The 24,411-nt window shown below is 39.9% G+C and carries 23 protein-coding genes; 8 read left to right on the forward strand and 15 right to left on the reverse strand.

The window, feature by feature from the left end:
• Positions 1-49: 49 nt before the first annotated feature.
• Positions 50-2,185 carry an ATP-binding protein gene (locus BacF7301_RS00760; RefSeq protein ID WP_167959531.1) on the reverse strand — a complete coding sequence of 712 codons (2,136 nt, stop codon included), beginning with the start codon at positions 2,183-2,185 and terminating at the stop codon, positions 50-52.
• Between the two features lie 276 nt (positions 2,186-2,461).
• Positions 2,462-3,301: an AraC family transcriptional regulator gene (locus tag BacF7301_RS00765; protein WP_167959532.1), complete on the reverse strand. Its 840-nt coding sequence runs from the start codon at positions 3,299-3,301 to the stop codon at positions 2,462-2,464.
• Positions 3,302-3,411: 110 nt separating this feature from the next.
• Between BacF7301_RS00765 and BacF7301_RS00770 the strand changes: the two genes are divergently transcribed.
• The 3 genes from BacF7301_RS00770 to BacF7301_RS00780 are packed head-to-tail and all read left to right on the forward strand — an operon-like array spanning position 3,412 to position 5,448.
• Positions 3,412-4,017 (forward strand): sugar O-acetyltransferase, encoded by a 606-nt coding sequence (locus tag BacF7301_RS00770; RefSeq protein WP_167959533.1) that lies wholly within the window; start codon positions 3,412-3,414, stop codon positions 4,015-4,017.
• On the forward strand, positions 4,014-4,670 hold the full coding sequence (locus BacF7301_RS00775) for an HAD family hydrolase (protein WP_167959534.1): 657 nt from the start codon (positions 4,014-4,016) through the stop codon (positions 4,668-4,670). Before BacF7301_RS00770 ends, BacF7301_RS00775 begins: the two co-directional genes overlap by 4 nt.
• A 37-nt stretch (positions 4,671-4,707) precedes the next feature.
• A complete protein-coding gene (locus BacF7301_RS00780) occupies positions 4,708-5,448 on the forward strand; it encodes a carbon-nitrogen hydrolase family protein (RefSeq protein WP_167959535.1) in 741 nt (246 codons plus the stop codon).
• On the opposite strand, the gene BacF7301_RS00785 is transcribed toward BacF7301_RS00780, so the two are convergent.
• Positions 5,432-5,998 carry a sugar O-acetyltransferase gene (locus tag BacF7301_RS00785; protein WP_167959536.1) on the reverse strand — a complete coding sequence of 189 codons (567 nt, stop codon included), beginning with the start codon at positions 5,996-5,998 and terminating at the stop codon, positions 5,432-5,434. The genes BacF7301_RS00780 and BacF7301_RS00785 overlap by 17 nt on opposite strands.
• Before the next feature lie 111 nt (positions 5,999-6,109).
• Here BacF7301_RS00785 and BacF7301_RS00790 point away from each other — a divergent pair, with 111 nt between their 5' ends.
• Positions 6,110-6,496 (forward strand): MmcQ/YjbR family DNA-binding protein, encoded by a 387-nt coding sequence (locus BacF7301_RS00790; RefSeq protein WP_167959537.1) that lies wholly within the window; start codon positions 6,110-6,112, stop codon positions 6,494-6,496.
• A 256-nt stretch (positions 6,497-6,752) separates the two neighbouring features.
• Positions 6,753-7,961, forward strand: coding sequence for an MFS transporter (locus BacF7301_RS00795; protein ID WP_167959538.1), 1,209 nt, complete (start codon positions 6,753-6,755; stop codon positions 7,959-7,961).
• A gap of 97 nt (positions 7,962-8,058) precedes the next feature.
• Here BacF7301_RS00795 and BacF7301_RS00800 read toward each other — a convergent pair whose 3' ends face one another.
• Positions 8,059-8,682, reverse strand: coding sequence for a hypothetical protein (locus BacF7301_RS00800; RefSeq protein WP_167959539.1), 624 nt, complete (start codon positions 8,680-8,682; stop codon positions 8,059-8,061).
• Positions 8,683-8,828: 146 nt separating this feature from the next.
• Between BacF7301_RS00800 and BacF7301_RS00805 the strand changes: the two genes are divergently transcribed.
• Positions 8,829-10,958 carry a cation:proton antiporter gene (locus BacF7301_RS00805; RefSeq protein WP_167959540.1) on the forward strand — a complete coding sequence of 710 codons (2,130 nt, stop codon included), beginning with the start codon at positions 8,829-8,831 and terminating at the stop codon, positions 10,956-10,958.
• A gap of 17 nt (positions 10,959-10,975) precedes the next feature.
• Here the strand turns inward: BacF7301_RS00805 and BacF7301_RS00810 are convergent, their stop codons facing one another.
• The gene (locus BacF7301_RS00810) at positions 10,976-11,554 is read right to left on the reverse strand and encodes a DJ-1/PfpI family protein (RefSeq protein ID WP_167959541.1); all 579 of its coding nucleotides are present in this window, start codon (positions 11,552-11,554) and stop codon (positions 10,976-10,978) included.
• 137 nt (positions 11,555-11,691) lie between these two features.
• On the opposite strand from BacF7301_RS00810, the gene BacF7301_RS00815 reads away from it, so the two are divergent.
• On the forward strand, positions 11,692-12,639 hold the full coding sequence (locus BacF7301_RS00815) for an AraC family transcriptional regulator (protein WP_167959542.1): 948 nt from the start codon (positions 11,692-11,694) through the stop codon (positions 12,637-12,639).
• A gap of 138 nt (positions 12,640-12,777) precedes the next feature.
• On the opposite strand, the gene BacF7301_RS00820 is transcribed toward BacF7301_RS00815, so the two are convergent.
• From BacF7301_RS00820 to BacF7301_RS00865, 10 genes are all read right to left on the reverse strand, one after another.
• The gene (locus tag BacF7301_RS00820; protein WP_167959543.1) at positions 12,778-15,315 is read right to left on the reverse strand and encodes a calcium-translocating P-type ATPase, PMCA-type; all 2,538 of its coding nucleotides are present in this window, start codon (positions 15,313-15,315) and stop codon (positions 12,778-12,780) included.
• 87 nt (positions 15,316-15,402) lie between these two features.
• A complete protein-coding gene (locus tag BacF7301_RS00825; protein WP_167959544.1) occupies positions 15,403-16,440 on the reverse strand; it encodes a PrsW family glutamic-type intramembrane protease in 1,038 nt (345 codons plus the stop codon).
• A gap of 48 nt (positions 16,441-16,488) precedes the next feature.
• Positions 16,489-17,964 carry a helix-hairpin-helix domain-containing protein gene (locus BacF7301_RS00830; protein ID WP_167959545.1) on the reverse strand — a complete coding sequence of 492 codons (1,476 nt, stop codon included), beginning with the start codon at positions 17,962-17,964 and terminating at the stop codon, positions 16,489-16,491.
• A gap of 2 nt (positions 17,965-17,966) precedes the next feature.
• Complete coding sequence (locus tag BacF7301_RS00835; RefSeq protein ID WP_167959546.1) at positions 17,967-19,331, reverse strand: PP2C family serine/threonine-protein phosphatase; 1,365 nt, start codon at positions 19,329-19,331, stop codon at positions 17,967-17,969.
• Positions 19,332-19,336: 5 nt separating this feature from the next.
• Positions 19,337-20,380 (reverse strand): TerY-C metal binding domain-containing protein, encoded by a 1,044-nt coding sequence (locus tag BacF7301_RS00840; RefSeq protein WP_167959547.1) that lies wholly within the window; start codon positions 20,378-20,380, stop codon positions 19,337-19,339.
• An 8-nt stretch (positions 20,381-20,388) separates the two neighbouring features.
• A complete protein-coding gene (locus BacF7301_RS00845) occupies positions 20,389-21,024 on the reverse strand; it encodes a vWA domain-containing protein (RefSeq protein ID WP_167959548.1) in 636 nt (211 codons plus the stop codon).
• Positions 21,025-21,117: 93 nt separating this feature from the next.
• On the reverse strand, positions 21,118-21,756 hold the full coding sequence (locus BacF7301_RS00850; protein ID WP_167959549.1) for a vWA domain-containing protein: 639 nt from the start codon (positions 21,754-21,756) through the stop codon (positions 21,118-21,120).
• Between the two features lie 2 nt (positions 21,757-21,758).
• The gene (locus BacF7301_RS00855; protein WP_167959550.1) at positions 21,759-22,424 is read right to left on the reverse strand and encodes a TerD family protein; all 666 of its coding nucleotides are present in this window, start codon (positions 22,422-22,424) and stop codon (positions 21,759-21,761) included.
• A gap of 21 nt (positions 22,425-22,445) precedes the next feature.
• Complete coding sequence (locus tag BacF7301_RS00860) at positions 22,446-22,997, reverse strand: TerD family protein (protein WP_167959551.1); 552 nt, start codon at positions 22,995-22,997, stop codon at positions 22,446-22,448.
• A 46-nt stretch (positions 22,998-23,043) separates the two neighbouring features.
• Positions 23,044-23,598, reverse strand: coding sequence for a TerD family protein (locus BacF7301_RS00865; RefSeq protein ID WP_167959552.1), 555 nt, complete (start codon positions 23,596-23,598; stop codon positions 23,044-23,046).
• Between the two features lie 336 nt (positions 23,599-23,934).
• Between BacF7301_RS00865 and BacF7301_RS00870 the strand changes: the two genes are divergently transcribed.
• Positions 23,935-24,411, forward strand: a complete 477-nt coding sequence (locus tag BacF7301_RS00870) for a DinB family protein (RefSeq protein WP_167959553.1) — start codon at positions 23,935-23,937, stop codon at positions 24,409-24,411.

Consider the following 24,411-nt stretch of genomic DNA (forward strand, 5'->3'; position numbering starts at 1 on the left):
TATGTTTTAAATATAAGATAGCCATATTGGATAATCTTTTGGTTCCCGTTTATTTCGCTGTCCATTTACTAACTATTCTACGCAGCTCGGGCGGCGAGACAGGCTTAGTCAGAAAATCATTGCAACCCGCATTGAAAGCCAGTGATTTATCGTTGGCATAAGCAAAGGCCGTAAGTGCGACAATGGGAACTTGAGTTCCGGTTTTTCTTAACAGGCTGGTCGTTTCTATTCCGCCCATACCCGGCATTTTCATATCCATAAGTATGAGGTCGGGAGTTTGGGCGTTGAAAAGCTCTATGGCTTCGCTGCCATCGTGTGCTCTCAATAAGCGATAATCTTTTCTCAGTAACGCTTCAATCAGCAAGTAGTTGCTGTCTATATCCTCGGCTACCAGAATCAGAGGTTTATAGTTTCTTGGGGTAGTCTTTGGGATTGGAAGTTGTTCGTTTTCCGCTACTATTTCCAAGGAAGATTGGGTATCGGATAGGTATGGGTGTGTGAACCAAAAACAGGAGCCTTTTCCTTCACGGGATTCGACCCCAATTCTTCCGCCCATCCGTTCGACCAAACTTTGGCATATTGAAAGCCCAAGACCGGCGCCTTGTGCGAATGAGTCGAGTTTCACAAAACGATTGAAGATTTCATCTCGCTGTTCGGCAGGAATACCTTTGCCCGTATCCGTTACACAGAAACGTAGCTGACCGTTATCCTCTAAAGTATAGGAAAGAGTAATCGAGCCTTTGGTGGTAAATTTCAAGGCATTGGTCATGAAATTAGAAAGTACCTGCACGATTCTATTTTTATCGGCATCCATCACTATCTGCGGTGAACTTTCATCAAAACGAAGTTCTACTGCTTCATCATGTTTCTTATGCAAGAAAGTAGCTATCACTTCTTTGCAAAGTTGATGTAAATCTACACTTGATATAGTGAGTTCTATTGTTCCGGCTTCTATTTTGGAAATATCCAGAATATCGGAAATAAGGTTGAGTAACAGTTCATTGTTCTCTTGTACCAGTGACATATATGATTGACGCAGTTCCGCCTCATCAGTTTCGGCAAGCAGGCTCGAAAAGCCTACAATGGCATTCAGGGGAGTGCGTATCTCGTGGCTCATGTTAGCGAGGAATGCCGATTTAAGCCTGTCCGCTTCTTCGGCTTTTTCTTTAGACTGAATCAATTCCAACTCTACGTGTTTGCGGGTAGTGATGTCGGTGGCAAGTTCCATGATTGCCCACCGTCCGTCGAGCCATTTAATCGCCATACTTTGGATGGTGTACCAACGTTCGGTAACAGGATTATAGTCTTCCCAAAAATGAACGCCTGTGAGCTTGCGGTCGGCATCGAGTAATTGTGGTTTCGGACAATGCACGCATGCACCTTCCAATCCGGCATTCAACATCTTCCAACATTTCGCTCTTTCCGGCACTTGCCCGGCTTCTTCCCTAAAAGGTTTATTTGCAAAAAGCACTTCCATTGTATCATAATCACAGACAAAAACATTGGCATTGATATTATCCAATACCTTTTGCATGGTACGTTGCGACTGTTGCAGGGATACTTCGACCTGCCAACGCTTCGTAGCGGTAGATACAATTTGTGAAATTTGGCTCATGAGTTCCACATCTTTCTCATCCCATTGCTTGTTCCAGCAAAAGTTGAACGAAAGGAAGCCGAAATGTATCCCCAACTGTGACAGGGGAAAAACAGCAATGGCCTTTACTCCTTGCACTTCGAGCATTTGGGAAATGAAAGGGTCGAGCGAATAAATATCGGATGTACAAATGATGTTGTTATCTTCGAACATATCAAACCAAGGTTTTCCCGCTTCGATAGTCATACTCCGCAAGTAATCTATGGCAGGTTCGATTCCTTCGTTACACCATTCATAAGTGCAGCCGTAGGTTACACCGTCCAAATGATTTTCCCATGTCGCCAAACGGTCAACACCTGTATAACGGCCGATTTCGGCAAGTGCCATATTCATGGCTGTGGGTATATCGGGTTCCAATTGGAGTATTTGCAGTACCTTGATGAACAATGCCTGTCGCCGGTTGGTCGCTTCGAGATTTTCCTGAATAGCAATCAGGTCTTTAGATTTTTCTTCGACCATTTGTTCGAGCCGGGTACGGTACTGCTCCAGTTCCATATCGGTTCCTTTTTGCTCGGAATCGGTAGTTTTCATAATAAATTTAGAAGTGGTGATAATGAATAAAATAGTTATTTCAGACTCTGACAATACATTCTCTATATTCTGCAAATATATAGATTAATTTTAGATTCCAAAATATTTCTTCTTAAAACAATATACTCCTAAAATTCTAATATTCGGAGACTTATGGAATAAATTATGACATAATACACCTATTATCCCCGGATGTGATTATTCAGTTTCTTCTCTCTACACAAAGATTACACTAATTTCAATCCTACAATCGAAATAATCAAAGTTGTCAGAAAGTTATACCGTTCCCTTTTTCCGGAAATTGGAAGGGCTGCATCCTCTATATTTCTTAAATAACTTATTCAGGTGACTTTCATCAGTAAAGCCCAATTCGGTTACTATTTCACTGATTCTCATTTGACTGTGAAGCAATCTATTCTCGACTAGTTTTAGTTTGTAATTCAATATATATTGCTGCATTGTCTCATTCGTATGTTTTTTAAAGTAACGTCCCAAGTAACTTTCTGAAATACCGAATTGTTGACTTATAGCTTTTGCCTTAATCTTATCGGACTGGTAAATATGGGTTTGAATATATTGCAGAATATCAAGTGCTTTTTCTTCCGAACACTCATCGACTTGTTCAGGCAGAAACATCGCAATATTACGCGCCACAACAATTATTATTGTATTAATTAGCTGGGCTATAATCTCTTTACTATACAGTTTTTTATTGATATATTCCCGGATAATAGCTTCTATCATCGGTTTGACCAACAACTTATCAGTCTTATTTCTCAAGATACATCCGGGTTGATGATTGGCATGTTGCAAAATGAATTCCAGTCTATGTATGTTTTCAGCACCCAAAACCGCAGAGTGAATATAGATATCATTAAACTTGATATTGACAAACTTTGTCGTGGTATGTATATCAAAAGAATGGGAATCTCCGGGAGTTAGCATAAATAAATGCCCATCATGGTAGGAAAATTTATTATTATTTATCCATTGAATACCTGTACCCGACAGGATATACACCAATTCGAAAAAGGTATGGTCGTGTTCCTTCAATAGCGATTCGTCAAGTTCACTAAAACTAATCTCAAACGGTTGATGTAGGTTTTCTCTCTTCATAGTGCAAATATAATCTCCAAAAGCGCCATTATACCAGAATAACGAAAAATAATACATAAAATTAGTTCAAAAATTGGTATAACTTTGCTGTGTATCAAAATCAATAGCTTATGAAAACAGAAATGGAGAAATGCCTGGCTGGTGAATGGTATGATTGTCACGACAAGGTATTTATGGAATTGAAAAGTAAAACTCACCGTTTGTTAATGAAATACAACTCGGTATCTTATGAACAGAAAAAAGAAAAATATGAGATTCTGAAACTTATGTTCGGCAGTATTGGAGTGAATGTCTCTGTTGGTCATTCTTTTATTTGTGATTATGGCTGTAATATTCATATTGGAAACAATGTCACCGTAAATACCGGTTGCACATTTGTAGATTGCAATAAAATCACCATAGGAAATAATGTACTGATAGCTCCCAACGTACAGATTTACACGGCAACCCATCCGATAGATTTGAATGAACGGCTTACTCCGGTAGAAACTTCGGAAGGTTACGAATACGTCCGCCACACATTTGCACTACCGGTATCCATTGAGGATGGTTGCTGGATTGGTGGTGGAGTGATTATTTTACCCGGCATCACGATTGGGAAAGGTAGTGTTATCGGTGCAGGCAGCGTTGTTACCAAAAGCATTCCTGCCGACAGTTTGGCTGTAGGAAATCCATGCAGGACGATTCGTAAAATCAATGAAAGCACAAGGATATGATTAAATTAGTTGCATTTGATTTGGATGGTACAATTGGAGATACTATACCAATGTGTATAAGCGCCTTCAAGAAAGCAGCAGCTCCCTATGCTAACCATGAATTAACAGAAAAAGAAATCATTCAAACTTTCGGGTTGAATGAAGAAGGAATGATTAGACAAGTTATTACCGGAGATAATTGGCAAAAGGCTTTAGATGACTTTTATGATGTCTATAAAAAGATGCATGCTATAAAATGCCCACATCCTTTTGAAGGTATAGTAGAATTGATTGGAGAATTGAAAAAGAAATCTATCGTTATTGCTTTAGTCACAGGTAAAGGAGAAAAGAGTTGTACTATTACATTGAAGCAATTTAATATGGAAGAATGTTTTGACTACATCAAAACCGGAAGTTCCGAGAGAAACAGAAAAGCAGAGCATCTTAATAACTTATTGGTTGAATACAATTTACAACCTTATGAGATGGTATATATCGGAGACGCTGTTTCGGATATTATGGCTTGTCAGAAGGTTGGAATAAAATGTTTGTCCGCTGCATGGGCAGTATCCGATATGGATATTTGCAATATAAAAGAGCATAATAAAGAACATCTATTTTATTCGATCGAATCGCTTCGCTTCTTTTTGACGGAAAGTTTTGAATCTATTTGATAACTAATAGTTCAGAAACAACTATATTTGCAGACATATGAAAATCGGTATCGTACAACTAAAACCTCTTAAAGGGGATATTGAGGGAAATCTGAATAAACATTTGAAATTAATAGGTGCTGCATTAGAAAAGCAGCCGGATTTACTTATGTTTCCGGAATTGTCATTGACAGGTTATGAACCCGAACTGGCTAAAGAGTTAGCTACTAATTCAGATGACAGCCGCTTAACTCCTTTACAGGAAGTAAGTGATAAATATCATATCATTTTATGTGTCGGTATTCCTACCAAAAAGGATAATGAGTTATTTATCAGTATGATTATCTTCCGTCCTAATAAAGAAAGGGTTGCTTATTCGAAGCAATACTTATATCCTACTGAAAAAGGGATATTTACAGCCGGACACACCCCTTATATTATTTCTTATGACGAAGCAAACAGAATTGCTCCGGCTATATGCTACGAATTATCCAATAATGAACATATAGACTATGCACGCAAAATGAATGCGACAGTCTACATGGCAAGCGTACTAAACTCAGTCAATGGCGTAGACGGCGATATAGAAAAACTCTCAAAGATAGCTTCTACCAACCAAATGACGACTTTCATGTCAAACTATATCGGAGAATCAGGCGGATATGAATGTGCCGGAAAATCATCTATCTGGAATTCTAAAGGAGAATTACTTGCACAGTTAGATGATAAAACGGAAGGCATACTGATTTACGATACCCAAACAGAAGCCATTGACAGCATAACTAAACTTCCCGTATAACGCGGCAAGGATTTCCTACCGCCAGACTATTCGACGGAATATCTTTAGTCACTACGCTTCCGGCTCCAATAGTCACATTGTCACCAATAGTAACTCCCGGCAAAACAACGGAGCTACCGCCAATCCATACGTTATTTCCAATCGTAACCGGAGCAGTGAGTGACTTCCAGAACTGGCTGTTTGGAGACAGTCGTTCTGTCGGATTCACCGGATGGGTAACCGCGTAGATATGTACTCCGGGACCTATACCGCAATTGTCTCCAATCGTAATGCGGTTGCAATCCAAAAAGACACAATTCATGTTTATCTCAACATGACTGCCTATATGTATATTCTCTCCGTAATCTACAAAGAAAGGCGCTGAAATCCAAACATTATCTCCATGTGAACCTAATAATTCATCCAAAATAGCAGATAACTCTTCACTGTTCCTACTATCCGTATTATTATATCGGAGCTGAAGTTCCTTTGCATAATGCCAACGTTGGAGTAATTCCGGATCGCCGCAATCATATATTTCTCCGGCAAGCATCTTTTCTTTTTCTGTCATAAGTTTTATCTTTTATATTTAGAATATTTCTTCATATCGAAGCAAACATACATAAAAATCTTCAGATTTTATGTATGTTTGTCTTTTGAAAAAAGGAGAAAGGGAGAAACCATGAATATCGAAGATTACAGAGAATATTGCTTGTCGGTCAAAGGGGCAACAGAATGTATGCCATTTGGTGATCATACTTTAGTTTTTAAAGTGATGGACAAAATGTTCACTTTTGCAACTCTGCGACCTAAGGACGGGAGATTCTGGGCTGATATGAAATGTAATCCTGATAAGTCGGCAGAATTAATAGAGCAATATGAGGATATCTTTTATGGACCATTTTCAGATAAGAAGCATTGGATAACGGTCTATTTGGAAGGAGATGTTTCCGATAAACTTATAAAAGAGTTGATTAGTCATTCGGTAGAGGAAGTCATAAAGAAATTGCCGAAGAAAAAGCAAGAAGAATATAGAGTTATGTTTTTGAACGGAAATTCCTGGAAATAGTAAAAACAAGTCAATTGAAGAATTTTATCAAAATGAAAGTCATTTACCAATTCACAATCTTCGTTTCTCATTTGGAGCTCTCTTAGCTGGGCTTCCTGTACTTTATTTCTTTCCTCCGTTACAGGAAAACAGAGAATTATAAAGACTATTTCTCTCAATTAATTGTTTATTATCATAGTTATACGGTATATCCTCTGCAAGTTTCATATGCAGACAGATAATACCTTCTATCATCATCCATAATCAATGAAGTATTATGAATAATTGGAAAAAGAAATTTATCATCATATGGTCGGGACAATTGTTCTCCATCCTCAGCAGTTCTATTGCCCAGTTCGCCATTGTTCTGTGGATTAGTCTTGAGACTGGTTCGGCAGAAGTCCTCTCGTTTGCCACTATTGCCGCCTTGTTGCCCCAAGTTATATTAGGTCCTTTTGCCGGAGTATTCGTTGACCGTTGGAGCCGGAAATGGACAATGATATTAGCGGATAGTTTCGTAGCACTTTGTTCAGCCGTCATTGCGTTGCTGTTCTATCTGGATGTTATCGAGATTTGGCAGATTTATCTGTTGCTTATGCTCCGTTCCATCGGAAGTGCTTTTCATGCGCCTGCCATGAAATCATCCATACCATTGCTTGCTCCTGAAAAAGAGTTGACCCGCATCGCCAGTATCAATCAGACCATACAGGCATTATGCAATATCTGCGGTCCCGTACTGGGTGCCGCACTGATTGTCAGTACGAATATGAGTGTAGTAATGTTGCTCGATGTCGTTGGGGCAGCTATAGCCTGCACCTCACTATTGTTTGTCTTTATCCCTAATCCGGAGAAAACAGAAACGGAAACAACCAATAATGTGCTTCGTGACATGAAAGACGGATTTATAGCGATTCGCAGCAACCAAGGTTTGAAATGGGTGATGGTAACTGAGATTCTCATCACTTTCTTCATCATGCCCGTTGTTGCCCTAATCCCTCTGATGACATTGAAGAATTTTTCGGGAACTGCCTACCAGGTCAGCTTGATAGAACTTCTTTTCGGCTCGGGGGCATTAGTGGGTGGTATTCTACTGGGGGTATGGAATCCGCGTGTCCGAAAAGTCGTGATGATAAATCTGTCTTACGTTATTGTAGGTGTTTCTATTTTTATTACCGGAATGCTTCCCCCTTCGGCATTTATTATTTACGCTATCATGGCGGTAGTACAAGGCATATCCATGCCGTTCTATTCCGGTCCGTTCACTGCTTTACTGCAAACACAAATCGAAGTATCTTTCTTGGGACGTGTATTTTCATTGTTCGACAGTATCAGTTTGCTGCCTTCTTTATTAGGACTGTTGGCTACCGGATTTATAGCAGATGCCATCGGCATCGCTAATGTATTTGTCATATGTGGCATTGCAATTGTAATGACGGGTATTCTCGCATTTTTCATTCCGTCAATAATGAATCTGGAAAGGAAATAAGGCTATCTATTAATATAATTATGTAAAAAAATCCCGATATAGGTTGTATTCATATACACCTGTATCGGGATTCCAATCTCTTGTGTCCGACTATTGATTATTTCTTTTCTGCTTTCTGTGTATAAATCAGATTGCCTCTTTGACTGATTGTCCACAAGCCGTCAACCAAACGTACATTCTTTGTGTCATCATCTTCCACATTCCATGCATAACCGCCTGAAGGTAAACCACGTCTCTCCAGGATTTCGTTAGCCTGCCCGTCAGAGAAGAAAAGTTCGGCACGAGTGGAATCGGGGCTGAAAACGATGAAAGCAGAAGCATTATTTCCATCGATTGCTTCCGTACGGATACCTTTCTCAAACAGACGGATACAGTCTTTTTGCACCTCGCACCACACATAGCCGGCAGAGCCGATACATCCGTGTTCGTCCCGGTCACCACCTAATTTTGTTAGCTGTGGATACTGGACGAGTTTTGTTGCTTTCATTCCCGGAGTATATTTTCCGGTATAGAAGACTTCCAGTGTATCGTTCAGAAGCAAGCCGTTCACTTCTTCTTTGTTTGCATCCATCGTACTGAATGAAAGCGTATCCTTCTTATCGGTAACGATTGATACCGTATTCATACTTGCATCGCAAACGATGCCTTTTGAACTTGTCATTTCGGGCGTGCAACTTGCCATGAAACACAAGGTTCCTACTGCTAATAGTGCTGTTTTCATCTTCCTAAAATCCTGTTTAGTTTTAAATTATTGTAAAGATAATAATTATATGGCAATAAATAAAAACAAAATTTTATCGGCAATCGTTTTCTTAAAAGTATTTTTTAAGTTATTTTGCACAACTAATATCACGAACTCATCAAATTATGGATTGGATTGGCCTTGATTTAACATTCCCTATTACCGACCCTACATGGATATTTCTCCTTGTACTTCTCATCATACTGTTTGCTCCCATTTTATTGAACAAGCTGCGTATTCCTCACATTATCGGTATGATTCTGGCAGGATTGGCTGTCGGCGAACATGGTTTCAATATTTTGGCACGCGACAGCAGCTTTGAACTTTTCGGAAAAGTCGGGCTTTATTATATCATGTTCCTGGCCGGACTTGAAATGAATATGGGGGATTTCAAAGAGACACGAAACAAGGCGCTAGTCCTGGGACTACTGGCTTTTATCGTTCCTATCGGAATCGGGTTTGTGGCAAATATATCCTATCTGAAATACAGTATTGTCACTTCCGTACTGTTAGCCAGTATGTACGCTTCCCATACATTGGTGGCCTATCCCATCGTCACCCGTTTCGGTATATCACGTCATCGCAGCGTAAGCATAGCGGTAGGCGGAACAGCAGTGACAGATACACTTACTTTGCTTGTACTGGCGGTTATAGGCGGGCTGTTCAAGGGAGAAACCGGTGGTTTCTTTTGGGTATGGCTGGTGGTAAAGGTTATCTTCCTGGGCGGGCTTATCATTTATTTCTTCCCACGTATCGGTCGCTGGTTCTTTCATCGGTACAATGACAATGTGATGCAGTTCATATTTGTTCTTGCCATGGTCTTTCTAGGCGCCGGGCTTATGGAATTTGTGGGTATGGAAGGCATCTTAGGCGCATTTCTCGCGGGACTGGTGTTAAACCGGCTCATCCCACATGTTTCTCCATTAATGAATCATCTGGAGTTCGTTGGTAATGCCCTTTTCATTCCCTACTTTCTTATCGGAGTGGGAATGTTGATTAACCTGCGTGTTATCTTCGGACACGGGGATGCGCTGAAAGTAGCTGCCGTTATGATTGTAATGGCGCTGACTGGCAAATGGATTGCCTGTTGGCTCACACAGAAGATATACAAAATGTCCGTTCTTGAACGAAACCTGATGTACGGTTTGAGTAATGCACAAGCAGCAGCAACACTGGCAGCAGTGCTGGTCGGTTACAACATATTCCTGCCCAACGGCGAACGCTTGCTGAACGATGACGTATTGAATGGAACAGTCCTGTTGATACTGGTTACCTGCATAGTCAGTTCACTGATAACCGAACGGGCAGCCAGGAAAGTAGCCATGGACGACTCAGAGCCGGAAAAAGAGTCCTCGACAGAAACGGAAAGGATTCTGATTTCGCTTGCCAATCCGAATACGATTGAAGACATGATGAATCTTTCTTTAGTAATACGTGATACGAAACTAAAAGATAATCTACTGGCACTGAATGTTATCAATGATGATAATACTTCCGATAACCTAAGAATACGGAGCAAACGTTACTTGGAAAAAGCAGCCATGACAACAACCGCTGCCAATGTACCATTGAAACAACTCACCCGTTATGACTTAAATATCGCTTCCGGCATTATCCATTCGGTGAAAGAGAATGAGGTAACAAGTATTATCACCGGTCTGCACCGCAAGGTCAACATCACCGATTCATACTTCGGAATGCTTACCGAAAACCTGCTGAAAGGATTGAACTGCGAAATAATTATCTCCAAATTCCTGATACCGGTCAATACAATAAAGCGGATTGTTATCGCCGTGCCCCCAAAAGCGGAATACGAATCCGGTTTCCCACGATGGATGGAACATTTCTGCCGGATGGGAAGTACGCTCGGATGCCGCGTACACTTCTTCGCAAACGAAAAGACCACCATCCGCCTGCAAGCCTGGATAAAGAAACGACATAAACAAGTGCTGACCGACTTCTCTTCCCTGGAAGACTGGAACGACTTACTGGTCTTGACCGGACAAGTGAGTTACGACCATCTGTTAGTCATTATCAGTGCACGTCCCGGAACACTTTCTTATGACAGTTCGTTTGAGAAGTTGCCGAGACAATTAGGAAAATATTTTTCTAATAACAGCTTGATTGTATTATATCCCAATCAATCGGGAGAGCCGCTAGACAGTTCTTTCTTCTCCAAGTTATACACCGACACTGAAACACAGCACTATGAGAAAGTGGGCAAGTGGGTTTATAAATGGTTCAAGAAGAGTTGATGTTTTTAAGGCTATTGTTAAAATCCCATAGCTTCTTTCACCAAAGACATCTCATGGCGGGAAGTCAGTTTCTCCAATAAAAGGAGAGCTACTCCCGGAGCTGTTTGAGGACCGTACGAAGTTATTATATTATCGTCTACCACTATCGGTTCATTGACGATAATTGCCCCGAAACTTTGAAGGACTCTCTGTTTTACCGCTCCGTTCAGATGATAAGTTGTTGCTTTCCTGTCTTTTAATACGCCACTCTTGCCAACAGGCAGAGCTCCTACGCAAACAGTTGCAATCCACTTCTTCCGAGTATCAAACAGACGAATCAAATCCAGAAGTTTCTCATTATATGCTTCTTCATAGAAGCCAAATACTTCAAAACCGCCAGGGATAGCAAGAGCATCGTATTCGTCTACGGAAATCTCATCAATAGTTTTATCTACCAAAACGGGGATATTAAAAGAACTGATAACTTTCTCGTTCAGCCCGCATGTCACCACCTCAACATCGCAGTCGAAATCTGTCTTTGCCCATCCCATGACATCAATGAAGCCACTAAATTCAATCGTCTCAAATCCTTTAGCAAGAAATACCAGTACTCTCATAATCGGTAGAATTATAAATTAAACAAAATATTAATGTCGCAAAGGTAAACAAAATATTGCAAGACTATTCAATAAAGCAAGAATAGACAAATAGTTCTGATAACCAGCAACTATCTTTGTGGCTTAAACGTTCTGCCATGAATATACAAGAAAAAAGTAAAATAGAATATCGTTCCAGAATCAACCGGGTAATGGATTATATTGATATGCACCTTGACCAACCACTGGACCTGAAAAATATAGCAGAGATAGCTAATTTCTCACCTTTTCATTTCCACAGGATATTCACATTTCTGATAGGTGAAACACCGATTGATTACATTCAACGCCTACGGATTGAAAAAGCTGCAAGCAGGTTACGGGAAGAGCCGGAAGTCTCTGTCAGTGAAATTGCCGATAGTTGCGGCTTTTGCACTATATCACTTTTTAGTCGTGTATTTAAGAAATTCTTCGGTTTAACTCCAAGCCAGTTCCGTAAAATGGAGAAACCTGTTTATGCCCAGGGCGGAATATTATTCAGCAAGAATGGACAAATGGTTAGCAAGAATTTGACACCCAAGACTGTAATATCTCCCCAACTTTGCAGTGTCAAATTTAAAATATCATATTTTATGGAAACAAAAATCGAAGTAAAAGAAATGCCGGACATGAAAGCTGTTTATTACCGGCACATTGGTCCTTTCAAAGAAATCGTAAAGGCGTATGAGAAACTTATCAAATGGGCGGAACCTCGCGGTCTGTATATCCCAAATGTAACAAAATCCGCAACCGTCACACACGATGACCCCTCGGTAACTGAACTGGATAAGGTTCGTCAGAGTGCCTGCATCATTGTTGAAGGAGATATTAAAGGGGAAGGCGAAATAGGAAATCTCGTTATTCCCGGCGGGAAATATGCTGTCGGACATTTTGAATTGGGGACCGAAGATTTTGAAAAAGCATGGAACACGATGTGCAAGTGGTTTACAGAAAGCGGTTATCAACAAGGAGACGGATGCACTTATGAATTATACCACAATAGTCATCGGACACATCCCGAGAATAAACATATTGTTGATATTTGTATCCCGATAAAGCCTCTTTAAATGTTTTTATATCAAGATTGAGCTGTCTTTACAATTAAAAGGAAGTCAATTAAAAAAAACGAGAATAATCGGGGAAAGATAGTTGTTCTTTCATAGTCTGGACTATTAAGAACAATCTTTCCCCCTTATTTTCTCAAATTATTTCCGGCTAACCAATCTATACCATAATTCTCTAACAATCACAACAGGAGATGTGAATAATATAATATATCCCCATGTCTGCCAGGAAAGAGGTACTGTCTGGAAAGCTTCTCCACCTATCTGAACAATTACAATAGTAACAAATAATATTCCCAAAGCTACACCGACGAACTTCAAATTCCTTCCTAATCCATCGAAAATTGATTTATTCTTACCGATAACCCTTGCGTTAAACAAGTTCCACCAATTCAGTACCATATAAGCAGCAAAGAATACAGTCAGATTCATGTGAGAAAGAAACTCCACATTATGCTTCATTCCCCAAAGAACCAATGTACAGAGCAACCAGATTAAACCTCCAAAACCAAAGATGGCTTTAGCCAAAGATTTATTGATAATAAACTCTTTCCTGTCTCTAGGCTTCTCACTCAAAACATTCTCATCAGCAGGTTCCGACGCCAACGCAATAGCTGCCAGCGAATCCATTACCAGATTTATCCAAAGGAATTGAGTCACAGTAAACGGCATGGCAACCCCTACTATCGGTCCGAATACAGCAATAAGACAGGCGGACACATTGATAGAAAGTTGCATATACAAGAAATTCTTTATATTCTTGAACAAAGAACGTCCCCACTTCACTCCTGTCACGATGGACGGGAAAGCGTCATCAAGCAATATTATATCTGCCGCTTCTTTAGCTACCGAAGTTCCTGACCCCATAGCGATACCTACGTCCGCGTAATTCAACGAAGGGGAGTCATTCACTCCATCTCCCGTCATAGCACACACATATCCTTTCTCCTGTGCCCATTTCAGAATATTCAATTTATTTGTCGGCGTGCACCTTGCGATAACATTAGGAAACTCACGGGTAGCATGTTCGGTCTTTATAGCCTCATTAAAGTCTTTTGCCTCAATAGCCCAAATATCCTTAAAACCTGCCTGACGCGCAATTTCAGAACCCGTTTTCAAGTTATCACCTGTCATCATTACCACATCGATTCCAGCTTTATAACATTGCCCGATAGCATGCGGTACATCTGCACGCACCGGATCTTCGATAAACCATGTTCCGATATAGTCATTATCCTTCAGCGTCTCTCCATTATCCAATACTGCTTTCAATTCTTCAAAAGTTAAGCCGTGAATAATTGCTGCTGATATAGCACGACGTCCACGAGCCTGCTGATTGGATACTTCCGCCAAATAATCATCCTTATTGATTAGTTTGGCTATTACTTCAGGAGCTCCTTTTATCATCATCAACCTGCTGCCATCCGAGCGTTTCTCAACATAAGTAACCATGTATTTATACAAACTGGAGAACGGAATACACGAAACAGTATGGTATTCAGAACGCAATTGTTCTGTTTGCTTATGACCGATAAATTTCAAAATAGCCCCTTCCGTAGGATTACCCAGCACTTGAGAATCATGAGACCAGTTGGCTGTAGAGTTGAGCGCACCAATCACGTTGAGCAATTCTTTATTTTCAGGCTTTATATCCGTGTCAACAACGGTCATGCTGTTCTGTGTCAAAGTACCTGTTTTATCAGAGAATATCACATTCACCGCTCCGATGGTTTCACAAGCATGCATTTTCTTGACTAAATTGTTCTCTTTAGCCATCGTCTTCATTGAGAAAGCAAGAGCCAGAGTAACAGACAACGGAAGCCCTTCTGGAACAGCTACAATAATAACAACCACAGCCCCCATCAAAAAACGAACTTCAGTAAGAAGCGTATCCCATGTCCAACTAAAGTCATTGTCCATCCAATGTACGATATTCAGAATGATAAACATGATGGTCGCAATGGTAAATGCAGCAACGTTGATTTTCGCAGCCAACCCGTCCAGTTGTTCTTCCAGGGGTGTTTTATTATTGGTTTCTTCGGAAGCCTGACGCGTGGTTTTACCTATTTCGGTAGAATCACCCACTTTAACCACAATACCTTCGCCCAATCCCTGCTCAATGGTAGTACCTCTCAAAAGTAAGTTGGGAGCAAAGCCCGAACCCTTAAAGTCTCGGCATGGATATTTGGATACAGCCACCGACTCACCAGTCATTGATGCTTCCGAAACCTTCATTTCGATAGCTTCAAACAATTCTATATCCGCAGGAATCTCATCCCCCGCTGCCAATATAACAATATCACCTACAACAAGCTGATCTTTCGTTATCTCAAGCACCGTACCGTCTCTTCTCACTTTCACATGCTCGTAGTCTTTATCAGACTTCATAGCATCAAACTTCTTCTTGGCGTCATATTCCTGCCAGAATCCCACGCCCGTCGCAATCAATACAGCAAAAATAATACCTATAGATTCTGTAAAGTCCCCGTGAATAATACCAAATACTAAAGATATAGCAGTAGCGACCAACAAAATAATTATAATCGGGTCGCCGAATTTCTCTAAATAAAGTTTCCACCACGGAGTTTCTTTGGGTGGAGTCAATAAATTCTCTCCATACTTACTACGACTCTCCAGGACTTCCTGTTCGGTTAATCCCACAAAATGCTTTTGTTCCATTTTTCTAATTTTTAGTTTTCTCGTTTTTAATTCAAACCTATTTTAAACAAACCTGATTATTTATTCTTTTCTCTTGTTACATGTGCATTAATTTCTCAATTTAGATTGATAATTGACACCTTGCTTCAGATAAGTCATCAGTAAAATAACGCCGATAAACGTTATCGGCAAGGCAATAAACATTCCTAACAGTGAACTACAAAAAGTGTCATATAAGCCATGCAGTACCGCAGGAATAGCTATAGCCAAAAAATAGAGAGATATCCTATATTTGGGATAAAGGTTGGCAAATGCAATGAAATATCCGGCTATTCCACACCATATCGCATGCAAAAAAGGAAGACTGGTAAGCCGTGCAATGTTCATAAAAAACGATGCAGTATATCCTAACTCCGCATTAACGCCCATTTGATACTGAACTCCTTCAAAAACGCCGAAAGCAATGCCGGACATCAAACCATAATAGACCATCGTTTGAGGAACTAGTGGTTCTTTGGCACGTTTGCATATAATAAACAGAGGAATGGCTTTGGCCAATTCTTCAGTGATTCCGACACCCAATATGTAGCCAACCATATTCAGAATGACATTCGTTCCTATGATATGATAAAAGGGATTTAGACCTGCCAGTCCCAATAAGTCCCAAATCAGAAAAACGAATAGCTGAGTTAAGAAAAACACGCCTAACGTTACTTTCACGGACACTTGAGAGGTTCTGAAAAAGTAATAGAAGAACAATCCCCATATTCCTGAAAAATAAAGCGCAATAGAATAGAATGTCAGATAGTCTCCTAACGGAAACATCATCAGCATACTGGGAATCAACCCGATGAGCGCCAATGTCAAAAGCCTTTTATCCGATAACCATTGTCTGGACGCAAAAGATGCTTTTGGAATAATTAATTCGGTCCCAATATCTTTCAGTTGGACCAATAAGTTCCCTTTATGTTTCAAATGAACAGAGAGTCCTGCCTCACGAAGAAAGTAACCCACTGTTTTTACCTCTTGACTATTATCTTTTATTGCCCTATCCTGAAGTAATATCTGTCCGTTTTCTACGTAAGAAAGAAGCGCAGCCTCAGTATATGGACCATACTGCTGGTTGTTACGTAATATATAAATCATTCTTGTTTCTTCAGATTGTTATAAGAAGTATGAGTATACATCGATATATCAGCCATTCACAAGTTGAACAATTATCAACCTGCCCCCATCTTCCGTAGAAAGTAATATCTTCTTTCCTTCCGTTAATTCTACATACTCTCCTATTTCAATTTTCTTATCCAAATCTTTATCATACAGACTATTCAACCGCCTGTTTATCAATATCCATTTTCCATTGAAAAGATGGAAATCTCCTACGGGCTTTTTATCTTCCTCTTTCGTCTTTTCGTTTGGGGTGATAAAACGATTCACGTGCCACATATAGAGCGACTGCTGATTGTAAACCATGAGACGATAATTTTCCGGCTTGAACACCCCTTTCTTAGGGGAATAATATAAGTTCAGCACCGGCAATTTCTCATGATATTCCGCTCCGCAGAAAGGACATTTCGGTCTGGTAGAATTATCAAAAACAAACCAATGATATTCACATTTGGGATTTTGACAAGGTTGCATCAAGTCCGTCGTTTTAATCAGGGCTTGCTCCCATTCGTCAGCAGTCGGTCTCATGGAAGGATTATGAAGTCCATCGATAAACGCACGTTTAAACAGTTCCGTCAAATATGGACCACAAATCGTATAAGGCAATTTGATGACATCACCTTGTGGCAGTTCGCTTGGTGCCAACTGATTTACTTTCGGCCGGTTGCTTTTGTCGGTAGGATGCTCTACAAACAGAGCCTTAGCCCCCATCGACAATTCTTCGTCCTTAGCAGCATCCATGTCGTTCACCTTGCCGCCCCTTAAAGGATGACGATAAAGCAAATACATATATATCAATACAGCCAAAGCATGACGATCGGTAGAAATACTGGGCAACTTCTTGTTTGTATCCCCCAAAGGCAACGCTCTTGTTTCCAAAACTTCCGGTGCTATAAAGTCGGGGGTTCCAACCACATCAGGCGGATATTTGCCGGGCACTACCAATCCGTCAATATCAATAATAGCCGCTCTACCCGTAACGGGATCAACCAACACATTCTTGTAAGAAAGATCGGAATGCGCCAATCCCGCTGCATGAAGACGTTTCACCGCACGGGCTATCTGAATGCACATATGATAATGACTCAGCCACGTTCCCTTTTCCTGAACCGGCAAGAATTTATTTCTCAACTTGGCGGAAGCAAACCATTTGCCTTCCTTCTCCTTTCCCTTAAAGTTACCGCTCTTAAAAAAGAAATGAGACTGGTAGGTAGGACATACAATTCCTATTTTCCCTTTCCATTCGACCATCTTTGTCGGCCAGCAAAATAAGTTCTTCCAATATTCTCCACCTATTTGATTGAAAATACGTTCTCTGTAAACGCCTGTAATATTATGTAGACGATCTTTAGCGTTAGCATCCTGCGGAGTGCGGAAAAAGCCTACTACATAAGTCTTATCAGGACTAAAATAGACATCTTTCATCGCTCCGGAGCCAATCACATCATCTACAAATTCAACAGAGGTTCCGTCTGTTGCCGTCAGTTTTATAGTCTGTGCCATAATCAATATAAGATTGCGATTGTTCTGTCATCATGATTTCCGGGCGACCAGAAATCCAACCATTTCAGCAGCTGATATTGTGACTCTGAATTGTCATCAACCAATTCCACCTCCTTGCCTATATTCTCCCACAGGTCGTTCCATTTCTCAATCTTATTCAGATTAGCATCCGTTTCAAACATAGGATCCGAAATTCCATCGGACATCAAAAGCAAAGCTGTAAAATCTTTCTCAATGGAGAATTTCAGACGGCCATAAAAGGACTTTGCATCACTAAATATCTCGGGCATGGTCAGGAAACGAGTCTGACCGGCATATTCCCCACCATCAGGTGTTCCCAGTAATTTGAAATACTGCCTTTCTTTATCATAAATACACATAGCGCCATCGCCTACCCAAAAAGAAGCTACAAACCATCCGAAATCAAATTTCTTGCAAATAGCCAATAGCAAAGTGGTAGAATAATCTTTGGGAGATGCCCCCTTTTCTTTCGCTTTCTCATTAATGGCTTTATGCGCCTTAAATGCCGCATTCCCTACAATATCATAGATATTATCACCTACCCATTTTCTATTCTCCGGTGTTTCTTCCTCTTGCAGAATACGTATATATTCTTCAAAGTCACCCGCAACAGACAATTTAGTCTTGCAATGGTTAATTACCGTGTCACAGGCGATGCGAGATCCTTCTCTGGAATATTTGGCAGAACCCGCTCCGTCGGCAACAGCCATGACATACCATCCTGTATTGTCACAATGATACAACCGGAAATCATCATCCCTCGCTCTTCCCTCATGAGCATGCGAACGCCCCCGTTTACTGGCAGCAACCATGTCTTTTTGAGGTTCGCCACCTTCACTTATTACTTGAACATAATCTGTCGCATAATCTGCTTTAAAGTACTCTATATCAGTAGGAGTAGGAATATCTTTCCATAAGGTGCGCGGGTCAGGGTTTATAGCAATGGTAAAGTTGCGTGCCAAAATAGGTTTGCCATTGATCCATCCTTTATATTTATAGCACAATTTGAAATCAAAACTCCCCGCTTCCAATGGAATCCCTTTCACAACACAACTGTCTCCGTCTATCACTTCTTTCAGCCCTATAGCATCCAAACCTTCAAACCAATAATCGTCCACATCCTCTTTCGAGACATTTACGGTTACCTTATACTCCTTATTTACTGTTCCATTCGGAAATACTATATCAGACGCATCTATTTTATTTTTTATAATTGTATATTGTTCCATACATTCAGCATTATACTCGCTCCACAGTTTTTTTATGAGTCGATTTTCAAAGTCTTCGTATTCCTCATCAGTAGTCTTGACACCTATCTTTTCGAGGATTTCTTTTGCGTTTATCATACTTTCTATCCTCTGGTTCTGTTTACATCCATTCCTCCTTCAGCAAATGTCAGTTCACCTTCCAATCCACACCAGGGACATCGGTTCCTGCGTTCTTCACCTACACAGAATACATTTCCACATTCGCACACCACAAAGCCGTACTGATTTCCGCAGCAAGGACACGTTGGCTGACCTACCAATTCAGATGTCCTGATGTTCTTATTCGTATAAGTGCCTTCAGAAAGTTCCTTATATTTCTCTTCGTCGATAGGGTATGCTCCTACCAATTTGAAGTCGGCAACATTAAACTGCTCCAAACCTTCAAACGGCTTCAGTCTTTTAGCGTACTTCATCAAATACATCTTTTTAGTACTCTGGCATTTACCCGGAATAACCGCAAAGTTCTCATCCACAAAACTTTGTTTGCCAATATCGACTTTTTCCAGATTAATGCCATCCATAGGAGCCAGTTTTATTTCATCATTTGAATATTCACTGACTGATACACTGGATGTTTTGATGGATGCCGTTATCCATTTAAAGAAAGCCTTGAAGGAATATTCGTCCGTATCTTTCAGACGTAAAACATTCTCAGTAACTGTTCCCAGCAATTGCGTATTAACGTTATCTCCGATAGAAATAGCGATTAAATTACAACTCCGGCGATAGTTGGCATTCCACTTTTTGAATGCGCTCTCCGGCTTGTCTGTCGGAGTTCCATCGGTAAATAAGAAGATGATAGGCTTCCAGTCACCTTTTGTTTCCAAGGTAGTTTTTTGAACAGACCGATCGATATCATTCATCAAAAACTCCATAGCAGTTCCCAAAGAAGTTCCCCCGCCAATAGAAAACACAGGCGGATAGAATTTATATAATTCTGTTAAGGGAGACAAACTTTTAGCTTTTCCTGCAAATGCGATCACCGAAACAAAAACTGTTTCCAGCGCATAAGGGTCCATCCTCAACTCCTGTATGATGTTCCTTATCCCGTTTTGAACCTGTTCTATAGGTTCACCAACCATAGATTCTGATACATCTATTAAAAAATATATAGGTAAACGTCTCATAATTTCCTTTATATTACAACATTAACTTCCGCAGGAGGTGGAGGAAGAATCAGTTCGTCCGCAGCTCCGATACTTCTATTACCCACTCCGATAGAATCTGATACCCATTTAAAGAATTGCTTGAAAGTTGAACTGTCTACAGTATCCAAAGAATACACTTGGTCTGTCAGCAGCTTTAACGGTTCTGTCCGGGCATGCATACCGGCGGCACAAGCTATGACACTTGCAAAATGTCTTTTTTTTACTTCCGGTATCATCTGGTTATAAAGTTGGATATCAGAAGGCTTTCCGTCCGTCATAATGAAAAGAAGAGGCATCCAGTCGCCTTTTCTGTCGGGAGTACTCAATCGCACCTCCTTATCTACTACTTTACACAATAGTTCCAAAGCAGCTCCTAAATGAGTAGGACCGGAATCCGGAGTTACAATTTCAGGCAATTGTAAATTTTCCAACTCAGTCAAAGGTAACAACTGATTTACGCTACTATCAAATGTGATAATACTTATATTGACTGATTCTAAAGCAAATGGATCTTGCCGCAAACTCGCTATCATAGCTTCTAGCCCTACTTTTACAGACTCGATAGGTTCACCCTTCATGGAACCAGAAGTATCAATCAATAAATATACAGGTAATCGTCTCATTTTGTCTACAATTAAAAGAGGCTGCGTCAAAAGTGTTATGCTGACATTTTGCTGGCAACCTTTTGAAACAGCCTCTTAAACCTTACTTATAAATTATACAACAATATTCACTTCGGGAGGAGGAGGAGGTAGTTCACTCATTCCGGAAACTTCCTTACCGGTATCTTCAACCTTCATGCTACCTGCACTAACGGAAGCGGACACCCACTTGAAGAAAGATTTAATCGTTGCACTATCGGCTGTATCCAACTGTACGACACACTCTGTTATCTTTTTCAGTGTATCGGTATTCGCACCCTGTCCGGCAGCACAAGCCACCACCATACCAAACTTTCTTTTCTTAAATTCAGCCAACCCTTTATTTAAATCATCCGTAGGTTCACCATCGGTCATAATAAAAACAAGAGGTTTCCAGTCGCCTTTGACTTCGGGGGTCGTTTTGGTAACTTCCGCATCCACTTTCGTCGCCAGCAATGCAAGAGCTTCACCCAATGCTGTACAACCATTGGCATCTATATTCGGCTGCTGAAAAGTTGACAATTCCGTCAAAGGAATAATTTGTTGGGCACTGCTATTAAAAGTGATTATACTCAAATATGCAGTTTCAAGAGCATACGGATCCTGACGCAAAGTAGAAATGAGTACTTGAACTCCATTCTTCACTGCCTCAATCGGTTCTCCGTACATAGAACCTGAAGTATCCAACAATAAATATACAGGTAAACGTCTCATGATTATTTTGCGTAGTTAGTTAGGATTCTCTTTATTGTCAGGCAAAGATTGGCATCTTCATACGCGTCTCCTATAGCAGCAAATTTCCATTCACCACCTTTTTTATATAACTTACCCATAATCAAAGCTAGTTTTCCCTTATACTGGGCTTCTGCAGCAACATCATATTGTGCAAAAACTTCCTTCACCCTGTCAGGTGTTCCTTCATACATTCTTATAGCAGCATAAGGAATCTGTGAGAAGTCTTCTTTTCCACAATTATTCAGAAAGAAAAAGATTTGCTCAACATCCGGGTTGATTTTATCCAGATTGACTGTGATGATTTCATTGTCCAATCCGTCATCACCACCTTCGTCGCCTTTTAAATCATCACCGGAGTGGTGAAGAGCGTACTCCTTAGAATCCACTTTACCAGCAGGCATGCCATAATGAGCTAAGAATTCCGGTTTATATAAAGGAGAATAGATATGATCACACATATCTCCTGCACTATTCAACATTACACAACTCAAGTCCAAATCGACTTCGGTAACTTTCTTACCTAATCCAAAGAACCCACCGCTTACTTCAATTACTCCCCAGTTACATCCCACACAGAAACTAGTAAGTTTAGAACCATTATTTTTTTCAAGATTGATTCTCTGACCTTTTTCCAAACGTATTGCCATGATCGTATTTTTTAGTAGTTTTTAGTTGTATTTAGTTAGATATTCCTGAAGTCCTTGTTTTTGTCCTACTCCAATTGCTTCAAATTTCCATTGTCCGTTTTTCTTATACAAACGTCCGAATTCGACAGCAGTCTCGACACTAAAGTCTTCTTCCAATTCGTATCTAAGTATTTCCTCTTTGGTATCGGCATTACAGACACGAATAAAAGAGTTATGAACTTGTCCAAAGTTCTGTCTGCGTTCTTCTGCCTGGTGAATGGTAACAACAAAACAAACTTCCGTTGCTTGGGGATTAATTTTAGACAAATCTACTTTGATGCTTTCATCATCTCCTTCACCTTCTCCTGTCAAGTTATCGCCTGTATGTTCGATAGCACCGTCCGGTGATTTGAGATTATTATAAAATATAAAACACTCGTCAGAAAGCATCTTACGATTCTCACCCAAAATAAATGCAGAAGCATCCAAGTCAAAATCAGCTCCTGTACTTGATTGGTTTGTGTCCCATCCTAAACCGATAGTAAATTTTTGCAAATCAAGGTTTACTCTTTGCCCTTTTTCTAAATTTATCATAACATTGATAATTAATTAGTTACTTTTCCTTTTATGAAAAACAAAATCACACATACTTATCAACAAAGTACTGTAATCCACCTTTATACCCGACTCCCAGAGCTTCAAATTTCCATTCTCCGCCTCGTCGGTATAAGCGTCCGAATTCAACTGCTGTTTCTACAGAGAAATCTTCATCCAGATCATATCGAGCAATTTCTTCATCAGTATTCGCATTATAAATCCGAATATATGAATTATGAACCTGCCCAAAATTCTGTTTACGCTGTTCAGCCTCATGAATAGTTACGGTGAAAATAATTTCTTGAATAAGGGTATCTACCTTTTGCAAATCGATTGTCAAAATTTCATCATCTCCATCTGCACTATTACCACCCGTCAGGTCATCACCCGATGATTCTACTGCTTTATCAGGAGACACCGGATTATTATAAAAAACAAAAAAATCATCTGTAGGAAGTTTCTTTCTCTCATTCAGCATAAATGCAGATGCATCCAAATCAAAATCATAACCAGTACTTTGATTAGGATCCCAGCCTAATCCAACTCTCACTTTTGACAGGCCTATCTCTATTCTCTGTCCTTTCTGTAAATTAATCATAGTTTTATCTTTTTATTATGAAACGCTTTTTGTTTTATTCCCTTTATTCAAGGAGTATGCGCTACAAAGTTATGTAAAATACAGAATAAAAAAAGTATTAAGCCATTTTTTTACTAAAATATGATCAGCAACATAAAAATAGTAATAGAAGTTTCCCTTTGAATGGGATATCCTCATGCATTTTTATTTATTTAGATAAAGATTTTAATATATATATTTTTATTCAAATAAAATTATTTCAGATAAAACATACCGTTTAACCTACCTATTTCATGTATTTATTTATATTTGTAGAATTAAGCAATTCGCAAAAACAAATTATTTTAAGAAAGAACCATGGCTAAATTCGATTTTTCGAAAGTAACAGAAGGTATTTATAATGTTATAGAAACCGAAGAGAAAGTATTAATCAGCTTACAAGAAGAGACGATTACGTTAAAACGCAATAAGCAAAACCGTACTATCAAACAGATTCTCGGGCACTTGATTGATTCAGCGTCAAACAATCATCAACGCATGGTCAGGCTGCAATACTGCAAAGACTTGCTTTTCTTTCCTGATTATCGTCAGGATAATGATTTGTGGATAGCTCTGCAAGATTATCAAAATGAGGACTTCCACAATTTAATTCAATTATGGAAGTTCTTTAACCTACATATCATCCAAGTCATAAAGTCCGTAGACCAAACAAGACTGGACAGTTATTGGTGCGACTTTGAGGGTACAAAAGTCACTCTGCAAGATATGATAGAGGGTTACTTAGACCATTTACATCTACACATCCGTGAGATTCATGAATTGATTAACTCCTAA

Origin of the sequence: Bacteroides faecium, from assembly GCF_012113595.1 — a bacterium.
Classification (GTDB): Bacteria; Bacteroidota; Bacteroidia; order Bacteroidales; family Bacteroidaceae; genus Bacteroides; species Bacteroides faecium.